Genomic DNA, 10,746 nt, shown 5'->3' with positions numbered 1-10,746 from the left:
GCTAGGCCCCTAAATATGTACGCACAGAGTGAATACGTTGGCGACGCTCGGAGTCGGTATAGATGGTCACATCCACCGCCCGCAATAGGCCTTCTGCTGTACGAACACTCTCAATGGTGTAATACCACTCACGGTCTGCCATCTCAGCTTTACCACGCACGGTCGATGAAGGGGCGGCCTGAGCAAGAGTCAGCAGTGCCAATTGATTATCCGCAACCAGCGTTGCAAACAGTTTGTCTTCCAATTGGCTTAAGCTGCGCATGTGCTGGCTCACCGCAAACTGTATCCCTAGCGCCGCCGTGGCAAATATCACTAGCGCCAGCATCACTTCTAGTAATGTCATGCCTCGATTAGCGTGCATCATCTAACTCTTCTCCCGGTGCAAGTAGTGTCAGCACACCAATTTCATTACCGAGCACTTGCCAAGGTGGATCGACGGATGACCACTCTAACTCAATGGCGAACGGGGTCAGTTCGCCACTGGCCATCACGACAATTTGCGGATCATTTTTACGGCTCTCTTCCTCATCACGAAATAGATCGTCATTAAACAGTGAGCCCGGTTTGAATAAACGACCTCGGTTTTCCCAAGAAAAGCCGACAAGATCGAGTTTCAAGGTCAATTGACCATCTTTAAATTCAACGTCAGAAAAATGGCGGCTATCACTCATCTCTTCCCAACCATCACGGCCTAATTGACGAAACGCATAACTCTCTCTTCCCACCCAAATACCATAATCAACACCGGTTAACACCGCTTGCTCACTAAGCAAGCGCGTTAACTGGTATAGTCGCTGCGCCTCTTGCTCTGCATTATCTTTACTGCTGGACGGAATCATCACCACTGCCATCATGGCTAAGCTGGCCATTAATATAATGACCAACATCACCTCAATCAGGGTGAACCCAGCGACAGAACGACGCATTAGAAGTCCAGCATATTCCAGTTACCGATGTCCGTATTGACGCCTTCACCACCTTCTTGGCCGTCAGCGCCGAGGCTAAAGATGTCAACAGCGCCGTGCTCACCCGGTGAAATGTACTGATATGGGTTACCCCACGGATCGTTCGGTAGACGACGCACATAGCCACCATCACGGTAATTACGTGGCTCAGGGCTTGATGCAGGCTTAGACACCAACGCTTCTAATCCTTGATCCGTCGTTGGGTAAACACTGTTATCCAAACGGTACATGTCCAACGCACTTTCTAGCGCACTGATATCAGTGACCACTTTTTGCTGATCTGCTTTTTCTTTGTTACCCAACAAGTTAGGCACGACCATGCTGGCCAAAACACCTAGAATCACGATAACGACCATCACTTCAAGCAGGGTAAAGCCGCGTTGTTTACGACGTTGCATGTTTTTCTCCACAATAACTTCTAAAAACCGACCATGTTGCTCATTTCAATAATGGGCGCTAAGGTCGCAAATACTATAAAAGACACCATGCCAGCCATAATTAAAATCATTGCTGGCGTTAAAATACTGATCGCCATATTTACCGTGGCATCAAACTGCTGATCCTGATTGTCCGCTGCACGCACCAGCATCGACTCTAATTCACCACTGCGCTCACCGCTGGCAATCATATGTAGCATCATTGGTGGGAACAATTTAGATTGATCCAAAGCCAAGCGTAAACTTGACCCTTCTCGCACCTTCTCGGCCGCTTCTTCAATACACTTTTTGACATAACGATTGGTCATCACATCGCACGCAACTTTCATCCCATCCAGCAATGGAATCGCACTCGAGGCACAAATCGCTAATGTACGCGAAAACCGTGACGTATTTAGTCCGCGAGTCACCTTTCCGAGCACTGGGGTCGATAAGATAGCGCGATCCCAACGCAATCGATTGGATGGCGTACGCAACCAGAGGCGAAACAAGGTATAACTCGACACTAGCAGCAACAGTACAATCAAGCCCCAGTGTTGAACAAATTCACTCAACGACAACAACAGCTGAGTAATGAACGGCAGCGACTGACCAGACTGTAAAAACTGCTCAATAATTGGCGGCACGACAAATGCTAACAACGCTGACACAATCGCTATCGCCACCACAATCAGCACAACAGGGTAGACCATCGCCTGAATGACTTTACTGCGATTCTTTTGGCGGTTTTCAACATAGTCTGCCAAACGCTCTAAGATGGCATCAAGGTGGCCCGACTTTTCACCGGCCGCCACCATGGCGCAATAGAGTTCATCAAATGCCACCGGATAATCACGCATACTATCAGCCAAGGTATACCCTTCGACCACGCGTGCACGAATACTCAATACCATGTTTCTGGTACGGGCCTTTTCACTCTGCTCAGCGACTGCACGCAAACTTTCTTCCAGCGGCATTCCCGCTTGAACAAGCGTGGCCAGTTGACGCGTCAATAGTGATAAATCGGCGGTGCTAATGCTGCGTCGATGACCCGAGCGCGAGGAGGTGCGCCCTTGCTGAACTGCCTTTTCTCGCCCTTCAACAATATCAATCGGCACTAACCCTTTTTCACGCAAATGTTGTCTGGCTTGCCTAGCATTGTCCGCTTCAATAATGCCTTTTTTATTTTTTCCTCGAGCGTCCAGCGCCTTATATTCAAACGCTGCCATTAACTTTCCTTAGTCACACGCATCACTTCTTCCAATGTAGTGATACCTTGACGCACTTTCTTAAGCCCATCGTCACGAATGCTCGGCGTTGTCGCTCGAATTCGACGCTCAATTTCAAGTTCACCGGCATCGTTATGAATTAACTCTTGTACCGAGTCATCCACCAGCAGTAACTCATGAATTCCCGTACGACCGCGGTAACCTTTCATGTTGCACGCTTCACAGCCCACCGCATGATAGAGCGTTAAGGACTCATCCTCACCCAGATCAAACAGTGATTTCTGAGTATTATCCGCTTCGTAAGGTTGGCGGCACGTTGGGCATAACGTCCGAATTAAACGTTGTGCTAAGACACCGAGCAGTGAAGAGGAAACCATAAAGGGTTCAATCCCCATATCACGCAGACGAGTGACTGCACCGACAGCGGTATTGGTGTGCAATGTCGACATCACCAAGTGCCCCGTCAACGAAGCCTGCACGGCGATTTGAGCGGTCTCTAGATCTCGAATTTCGCCGACCATGACGACATCAGGATCCTGACGCAAAATCGCGCGTAAGCCGCGTGCAAAGGTCATCTCTACTTTACTGTTAACCTGGGTCTGACCGATCCCGTCAATATCAAACTCAATCGGGTCTTCCACTGTCAGAATATTGCGCTCGGCACTATTTAGCTCTTGCAGGCCGGCATATAACGTGGTCGATTTACCCGAACCCGTTGGGCCAGTCACCAAAATGATGCCATGCGGACGCTGAATAATACGCTGAAAGTCATTATGAATACGTGGCGTCATACCAAGGCTAAGCAGATCCAAACGGGTCGCGTTTTTATCCAATAGACGTAAAACCACACGCTCACCGTGCGATGATGGCATGGTTGAAACCCGCACATCCACCGCTCGACCACCAATACGCAACGAAATGCGTCCATCTTGCGGCACGCGCTTCTCAGCAATATCGAGACGAGCCATGACTTTGATTCGCGACACCAGCAAAGGGGCAAGTTTGCGGCTTGGCGTTAACACCTCACGCAAGACGCCATCAATACGGAAACGGATAGATAGCACTTTTTCAAAGGTTTCAATATGAATATCCGAGGCGCCTTCTTTGATCGCTTCTGCCAGCATGGCATTGATCAGCTTAATAATTGGTGCATCATCTTCCGACTCTAACAGATCTTCATTTTCTGGTAGCTCTTCCGCTAACGCAAAAAAATCGTCGCTGTCTGAACCGATATCTTCCATTAACTGACGCGCTTCTGAGGAGTCACGCTGATACGCCTCCGTCAACCGGGCATCAAATTGCTCGTCATCTAATGACTGGGGCAAGAAACTCTCACCCAAAAAGCGTCGCACTTCACTCAGTACAGCAGCAGATGGGCTACCTTGGCATAACAGCACCCAGCCATTGTCTCCTCTCTCAAGCACCACTTTATGCCGCTTAGCAAATGTAAACGGTAAGCGCACAATACGCTGGTCAACAAACACCGAAGTGGTACTCATTACTGCTCCTTGAGTTGGTCCATAAAGGCTTGCACTTCAGCAGGCAACGCAATGTCATGGCCATATTTAGGCAGCACTGGTGTTTCTACATTTGGCAATAAACGCAGTCCTTCATCACGCTTATACAACTGTTCAGCTCGCATGTAGTTATACTTTCGCTGTGTCAATCCGTCTGCGGCCAAACCATCACGGATAATCGTTGGCTTAATAAACACCATCAGATTGGTCTTTTCTGCTGTGGTATTGGTCGATTTAAACAGGTGGCCCAAAATAGGGATATCCCCCAGCAATGGGATTTTAGATTCACTTTCACGTGTAGATTCTTGAATCAAGCCGCCTAGCGCAAGCATTTGGCCATCTTCTATCAGCACATTCGTCGTTAACTGACGCTTGGCAAAACGTACATCTACCGCCCCGCTGGCCCCGAGTACACTAGAGACTTCTTGCTCTATCTTCAGTTGTACCGAATTACCTTCGTTGATTTGTGGCACAACGTTAAGCTTAACCCCGACCTCTTTTCGCTCCACCGTCTGGAACGGATTAGAGTTACTGGAGGAAGCGGTTGAACCAGTAACAACTGGTACCTCTTCACCGACAATGAACGACGCTTCACCGTTATCGAGCACAGTAATGCTCGGCGAAGATAGAATGTTCGAATTGCTGTCTGTCTGTACCGCGTTAACCAATACTGTCCAATCACCAGACACTAAACCTAAGAACGCCCCGTTAGCACCACTTAACGCTGACGCTAACGTAGAAAAATCACCGCTTTCAGAGATTTCTACCGTATAAGGATTACCATTAGAGTCAAACCGCGTCTCTGTCCGCGTCGTATCCTGCGCCTCTTCAAGACCAATCATATATTGAGAAATAGGCACGCCCGAGTTACCAAACTGCATGATTCCACCGCCATTCGTAGAACCCAACTGCACACCAAAGTTAACACCATCCCCCTCTGCCAACTCAACAATCATCGCTTCAATCAATACTTGGGCACGACGAATGTCTAACTGGCCAATGATCGACTCAAGTGAACGCATAATATCAGGCGGCGCAGTCACGATAAGCGCATTGGTTTCGGTATGTGCGGCAATCAACACCTGCCCATTCGAGCTTTGTGGCGATGAATTACCGGCACTCTTCTCAGCTTGTAAATTATCAGAGACCCCTTGGAGTACGCTAACGAGTTCATCAGCTTTGGCATACTTCAAGTAAATAACCCGGTTATTGCCCGTGGTTTGCATCTCTTTGTCTAGTTGCAAAATTAGCTGGCGAAGACGCTGACGGACACTCGGCTCGCCAGACAATAAAATACTGTTAGTGCGTTCGTCTGCGACCAACTTCGGCTGCAAAAAGCTCGGCTCATTGGCATTATTTGTTTTTGAAAGGGCTTCGACAATACGCACCATTTCTGCAGCAGAGGCATTGCTCAACTCGACCAGCTCAACTTCGTGGTCTCCCGCTTTATCTACACGCTCAATGATATCAGCCAAACGCTCAACGACTTGGGTTCTTCCCGTGATCATGATGACGTTAGAAGGCTCATAGTGCACCACATTACCAGCACCCGCATTATCGTTAAGCTGGCGTAATAGCGGCGATAGCTCACGAACAGAGACATTACGAACCGGAATGACCCGAGTGATCACCGCATCACCTGATGCCGTCTCACCCTCACCCAACACCGGGATTGCCGATGTCTTGGCATCTTTATCACGGATGACTTTCAATACGCCGTTATTCATTTCAACAACAGCAAACCCGTAAACCTCTAAAACATTGAGGAAAAAATCATAATACTGGGCCTCATTAAGCACATCATAGCTGCGCACATCCACTCGACCACGTACCGCGGGATCAACGATAATGGTCTTTTCTAAGTTTCGACCCACGATGGTGATGAACTCTTGAATATCAGTCCCTTTAAAACTGGCGCTAAACTGTTCCTGAGCCCATCCCGGAATCGCCGTCAGTCCTATTAGTAATAGTGCTGCGGTGCTCTTCCAATTCTTCACTTGTTTCTCCTGCTTACGCCTCTAATATGGCGCACTTACTGTAAGTCGATATAAATATCATGAAGCTGTCCATCACGATCTACGCTAAGGGACAAGCTCGTTGTTTGCTGCAATTCTTGAAATAGCGTTGCCATCACGCTTGGATCGGTTAAATCATTGCCATTCAACGTCAACGCTAAATCGTTCGCTTTCAGACCGACAGCATCAAATAACGTTCGATCTTTACCCGGATTCACTCGATACCCTTTTAACTCTCCATCCTCTTTTACTTGAGAGAGACGAATGTAATTAAAAATATTTTGTGGGTTCTCCATGACCTCTTGTTTGATCACAGACAGTTGCTCGCTAAGCTCTTCGTTAGGCTCTGAAAGGGCCGGCGCCGCTTGCGCTAGGCTGCGAGTACTATTGTTTGCCGCGGTCTTAGCAGCAAATTTAGTCCCATCTAGCATCAGCGTTTCATCGCGCCCCGCATTGCGAATAATCACTCTATCAACATAAACAGCGACTAGGGTCGCTCGCGTACCTTCAATGAGTTCATCAATACCGTAGGTACTTTGCTGATTTCGATTGGCAATCACAGCAAGGCTGGTTTGTGGGCTATTGCTGGCCACGACCCCCACCAAGCTTAAGTTTAATTTGGTCTCTGGCGCATCCTGAATCACCGTTCGCTCGACAGGTGCTGAAGGCGCGTCTGCCGAATAGCGACCAAACAGTTGCATTTGCTGCAACTGCCTCAAATTATAGTTAGGTCCTTGCGATGCAGAAGAAGAGGAGGAACTGACAGAACTTGCTGCCCATGGTGTAATCGGCGCCACTGGCTGAACAACAGACCAGAACATGCGCCCTAAAAGCCATGCCAGTGACATCACTAACAACCAAGTCACAACGCGAGCCAAGAGTGACCAAGGGATTAATGACGGATTTTTCAGCGCATTGCGCCACTGTGCTACCTGCATAATGCTCTCAAAATTAACGGCTAAGTCCGATTCACTAAACTAAGACAACTAAATTTACGTAAATGCTTAAGTTTACACGACATAACAAGCAGACTAGCTGGATTTAATGACAATTGTGACAATCGAACGCAATAATACGAAGTATTTTACATTCTCAAACAATTAAAGTTTGATTTCACTTCAATGCTTTAGCAAAAAAATAAATTGTTTTTTTTCTCATGCATTGAAAAGCACTGCATTCAACACTATTTCAATGCTTCAAGCAGACGCAGTATTTTGCGTTAAAATATGGTATTTTTGTGACCGAACGCACAGCTTATCCTGTTTCAACGATCAGCGTGCGTGACTCAAGAGGCCGCTATGACTGACAATAACCCGCTCAACGTCAGGTTAGACAAATGGCTATGGGCGGCGCGTTTTTACAAAACACGCTCCATTGCCCGCACCATGATTGATGGTGGAAAAGTGCAGTACAACAATCAGCGCAGCAAACCCAGTAAAATGGTGGATGTGGGCGCTGAGGTTAAACTTCGTCAAGGTAACGAAGAGAAAACGGTGGTTGTCGAGAAACTCTCTGACGTCCGTCGCGGTGCACCGGAAGCACAAACTCTGTACACCGAAACCGCTGCCAGCATCGCGCGTCGTGAGAAAGAGTCACAATTACGCAAAATGCACGCGCTGGGAAGTCCAAGTCCTGACAAGCGCCCAGACAAAAAGCAGCGACGAGACATTATTCGCTTTAAAAGCAGCAAGTAAGCTGGAGAGATATTCATGACAAATAACAGCCTGCATCGTTACTTATTTAACGATATTTCTGTTCGTGGCGAGCTGGTTCAGCTTGATAAGCCTTACCAAGAGATTCTGGCGACGAACGACTACCCACAACCGATCAAATCGTTGCTGGGCGAACTCTTAGTGGCAACCAGCTTACTAACAGCGACCTTAAAATTTGAAGGTTCAATCACCGTGCAACTACAAGGTGATGGTCCTGTGCGCCTAGCTGTTATCAATGGCGATCATAATCAACATCTACGTGGTGTTGCGCGATTTGATGGCGAGGTTAAGCCTGGTAATATTCGCGAACTGATCGGCAATGGCCACCTGGTGATTACCATTACACCCACCAAAGGTGAACGCTATCAAGGCGTCGTCGGCCTCGAGGGCGAAACACTTGCAGAGTGTTTAGAGAGTTATTTTGCAAACTCTGAGCAGTTAAAAACCAAATTGTTCTTACGAACAGGCGAGCATGAAGGCCAAGCTCATGCTGCAGGTATGCTATTACAGGCCCTGCCTGATGATAAAGAAAATACCGATGACTTCGATCATCTACACCAGTTAACCAGTACGGTAAAAAATGAAGAGCTGTTTGGATTGGCGGCTGAAGATGTGCTTTATCGCTTATACCACCAAGAGCAAGTGCAGCTTTTCGACCCACAGCCTGTGACTTTTTCTTGCACATGCAGCCGTGAACGCAGTGCCGCAGCTATCTGCTCAATCGAGCGCAGCGAAGTAGAGCAAATCGTTGCCGAGCAAGGAAATATCGCACTACATTGTGACTACTGCGGCTCTAGCTACCAATTTGATAGCATTGATGTAGCAGGATTGTTTGATGGCTCAACCGCCTCTGGTGATGACAATCAAGTGCACTAACCCCCAAAAAGAGTAGTATGTTAATAAAGCTGGCAAATGTGCCAGCTTTTTTTTAAGTACGTTATTAAGTCGCCTTTTAACATTGTTCTAACTCGTTTTGTGCGTCTGCTTTCACCTTGTAACACGCCCCCCTTCGCAACAACTGCTTATTTTTAAACCCAAGATTGTACAAAGCGTGAACAAGCAACAATAATACCTACCTTATTACCGCTCAAGACAAAATACACAAAAAACACCATCAAATATTACTTCCCGTTAACAAATTTCTGGTTATTTTTTGACTGCCATCTCTGAAATTACTCATTTTGGTTGCTAGCATGGTTAACAGATTTTGAAATTACAACATCTTACCCAATTTACCCTAAGGAGCACCTATGACTACAGTAAATGTTGACAACAAGGTAGCAAACACAATCGACCTTAGTTGCTATGGCATTGAAAAAACAACAGAAATTGTAAGAAACCCTTCTTATGACATGTTGTTTGAAGAAGAGACCCGTAGTGACTTAGAAGGCTATGAGCGCGGTGTTATCACCGAACTTGGTGCCGTCGCCGTGGATACAGGGATCTTTACTGGTCGTTCGCCTAAAGACAAATTTATTGTTCGAGATGAAACGACCGAAAACACTATGTGGTGGTCAGACCAAGGCGCGAACGACAACAAACCATTAACAACGGCAGCCTGGAATGATCTAAAAGCTTTAGTAACCAAGCAACTCTCCAATAAACGTCTCTTTGTTATTGATGGCTTCTGCGGTACTAACCCAGATACGCGTCTCTGCATTCGTATTATCACAGAGGTCGCATGGCAAGCTCACTTCGTGAAAAATATGTTTATCCGCCCAACAGAAGAAGAACTCAAAACCTTTGAGCCTGACTTTGTGGTCATGAATGGTGCCAAGTGTACAAACCAGAAATGGGAAGAGCATGGCATGAACTCAGAGAACTTCACCGTCTTTAATTTAACCGAGAAAATGCAGCTAATTGGTGGTACTTGGTACGGTGGTGAAATGAAGAAAGGCATGTTCGCCATGATGAACTATTTCCTTCCTCTTCGAGATATCGCATCCATGCACTGTTCTGCTAACATGGGTAGTGACGGTGATGTCGCGGTATTCTTTGGCCTCTCAGGCACTGGCAAAACAACACTGTCTACCGACCCTAAACGCGCCTTGATTGGTGATGATGAGCACGGCTGGGATGATGATGGCGTATTTAACTATGAAGGCGGTTGTTATGCGAAAACTATCAACCTGTCTAAAGAAGCAGAGCCAGACATTTACAATGCCATCCGCCGCGATGCGCTGTTGGAAAATGTCACTGTACGTAACGACGGTTCGATCGATTTTGATGATGGTTCGAAAACAGAAAATACCCGTGTTTCTTACCCAATTAATCACATTGATAACATCGTTAAGCCCGTCTCTAAAGGTGGTCACGCAAATAAAGTGATCTTCCTTTCGGCTGACGCCTTTGGTGTACTACCACCGGTTTCAAAACTAACACCTGAGCAAACCAAGTACCACTTCCTCTCTGGCTTTACCGCCAAACTAGCCGGTACTGAACGTGGTATCACTGAGCCAACACCAACCTTCTCAGCATGTTTTGGTAATGCCTTCTTGACATTGCACCCAACAAAATATGCAGAAGTGTTAGTGAAGCGTATGGAAGCAGCAGGCGCTGAAGCCTATCTAGTAAACACGGGCTGGAATGGCACTGGTAAACGTATCTCAATTCAAGATACGCGTGGCATTATTGACGCGATTCTAGATGGTTCTATTGATACTGCCGAGACCAAACAGATCCCAATCTTCAACTTAGAAGTGCCTAATGCACTGCCAGGTGTTGACCCTGAGATACTGGACCCACGTGAGACCTACGTTGACCCATTGCAGTGGGAAAGCAAGGCGAAAGATCTGGCCGAGCGCTTCGTTAATAACTTTGAGAAGTACACGGATAACGCTGAGGGTGCCGCGCTTGTTGCAGCAGGGCCTCAACTCGACTAAACGATTGCAA

The 10,746-nt window shown here is 47.2% G+C and carries 10 protein-coding genes; 3 read left to right on the top strand and 7 right to left on the bottom strand.

The window, feature by feature from the left end; genetic code table 11:
* Window position 1: 1 nt before the first annotated feature.
* The 7 genes from gspI to gspC are packed head-to-tail and all read right to left on the bottom strand — an operon-like array spanning window position 2 to window position 7,080.
* Window positions 2-364, bottom strand: coding sequence for a type II secretion system minor pseudopilin GspI (gspI, locus tag ACKLNH_RS15390; protein WP_413113149.1), 363 nt, complete (start codon window positions 362-364; stop codon window positions 2-4).
* Window positions 351-926 carry a type II secretion system minor pseudopilin GspH gene (gene gspH / locus ACKLNH_RS15385; RefSeq protein ID WP_413113148.1) on the bottom strand — a complete coding sequence of 192 codons (576 nt, stop codon included), beginning with the start codon at window positions 924-926 and terminating at the stop codon, window positions 351-353. The genes gspI and gspH overlap by 14 nt, the downstream gene beginning before the upstream one ends.
* Entirely contained in the window at window positions 926-1,363 is a 438-nt protein-coding gene (gspG, locus tag ACKLNH_RS15380) for a type II secretion system major pseudopilin GspG (protein ID WP_413113147.1), read from the bottom strand. Before gspG ends, gspH begins: the two co-directional genes overlap by 1 nt.
* A gap of 20 nt (window positions 1,364-1,383) precedes the next feature.
* Entirely contained in the window at window positions 1,384-2,610 is a 1,227-nt protein-coding gene (gspF, locus tag ACKLNH_RS15375; RefSeq protein ID WP_413113146.1) for a type II secretion system inner membrane protein GspF, read from the bottom strand.
* Window positions 2,610-4,109, bottom strand: coding sequence for a type II secretion system ATPase GspE (gene gspE / locus ACKLNH_RS15370; RefSeq protein ID WP_413113145.1), 1,500 nt, complete (start codon window positions 4,107-4,109; stop codon window positions 2,610-2,612). Before gspE ends, gspF begins: the two co-directional genes overlap by 1 nt.
* On the bottom strand, window positions 4,109-6,124 hold the full coding sequence (gene gspD / locus ACKLNH_RS15365; RefSeq protein WP_413113144.1) for a type II secretion system secretin GspD: 2,016 nt from the start codon (window positions 6,122-6,124) through the stop codon (window positions 4,109-4,111). Before gspD ends, gspE begins: the two co-directional genes overlap by 1 nt.
* 35 nt (window positions 6,125-6,159) lie before the next feature.
* Window positions 6,160-7,080: a type II secretion system protein GspC gene (gene gspC / locus ACKLNH_RS15360; RefSeq protein WP_413113143.1), complete on the bottom strand. Its 921-nt coding sequence runs from the start codon at window positions 7,078-7,080 to the stop codon at window positions 6,160-6,162.
* Window positions 7,081-7,440: 360 nt separating this feature from the next.
* On the opposite strand from gspC, the gene hslR reads away from it, so the two are divergent.
* The 3 genes from hslR to pckA all read left to right on the top strand — a co-directional run bounded on the left by hslR (window position 7,441) and on the right by pckA (window position 10,736).
* Window positions 7,441-7,836: a ribosome-associated heat shock protein Hsp15 gene (hslR, locus tag ACKLNH_RS15355; protein WP_413113142.1), complete on the top strand. Its 396-nt coding sequence runs from the start codon at window positions 7,441-7,443 to the stop codon at window positions 7,834-7,836.
* 15 nt (window positions 7,837-7,851) lie between these two features.
* A complete protein-coding gene (hslO, locus tag ACKLNH_RS15350) occupies window positions 7,852-8,730 on the top strand; it encodes an Hsp33 family molecular chaperone HslO (protein WP_413113141.1) in 879 nt (292 codons plus the stop codon).
* Between the two features lie 374 nt (window positions 8,731-9,104).
* The gene (pckA, locus tag ACKLNH_RS15345) at window positions 9,105-10,736 is read left to right on the top strand and encodes a phosphoenolpyruvate carboxykinase (ATP) (RefSeq protein WP_413113140.1); all 1,632 of its coding nucleotides are present in this window, start codon (window positions 9,105-9,107) and stop codon (window positions 10,734-10,736) included.
* Window positions 10,737-10,746 lie beyond the last annotated feature (10 nt).

It is taken from the genome of Thaumasiovibrio clandestinus, from assembly GCF_047250365.1.
GTDB lineage: Bacteria > Pseudomonadota > Gammaproteobacteria > Enterobacterales > Vibrionaceae > Thaumasiovibrio.
Note: the sequence above shows the minus strand (reverse complement) of the source record. Positions and strands in the feature narration are given on the sequence as shown.

Coding starts and splice junctions, on each gene's coding strand:
- gspI (WP_413113149.1), bottom strand. CDS start 364: ATGATGCACGCTAATCGAGGCATGACATTACTAGAAGTGATGCTGGCG.
- gspH (WP_413113148.1), bottom strand. CDS start 926: ATGCGTCGTTCTGTCGCTGGGTTCACCCTGATTGAGGTGATGTTGGTC.
- gspG (WP_413113147.1), bottom strand. CDS start 1,363: ATGCAACGTCGTAAACAACGCGGCTTTACCCTGCTTGAAGTGATGGTC.
- gspF (WP_413113146.1), bottom strand. CDS start 2,610: ATGGCAGCGTTTGAATATAAGGCGCTGGACGCTCGAGGAAAAAATAAA.
- gspE (WP_413113145.1), bottom strand. CDS start 4,109: ATGAGTACCACTTCGGTGTTTGTTGACCAGCGTATTGTGCGCTTACCG.
- gspC (WP_413113143.1), bottom strand. CDS start 7,080: ATGCAGGTAGCACAGTGGCGCAATGCGCTGAAAAATCCGTCATTAATC.
- hslR (WP_413113142.1), top strand. CDS start 7,441: ATGACTGACAATAACCCGCTCAACGTCAGGTTAGACAAATGGCTATGG.
- hslO (WP_413113141.1), top strand. CDS start 7,852: ATGACAAATAACAGCCTGCATCGTTACTTATTTAACGATATTTCTGTT.
- pckA (WP_413113140.1), top strand. CDS start 9,105: ATGACTACAGTAAATGTTGACAACAAGGTAGCAAACACAATCGACCTT.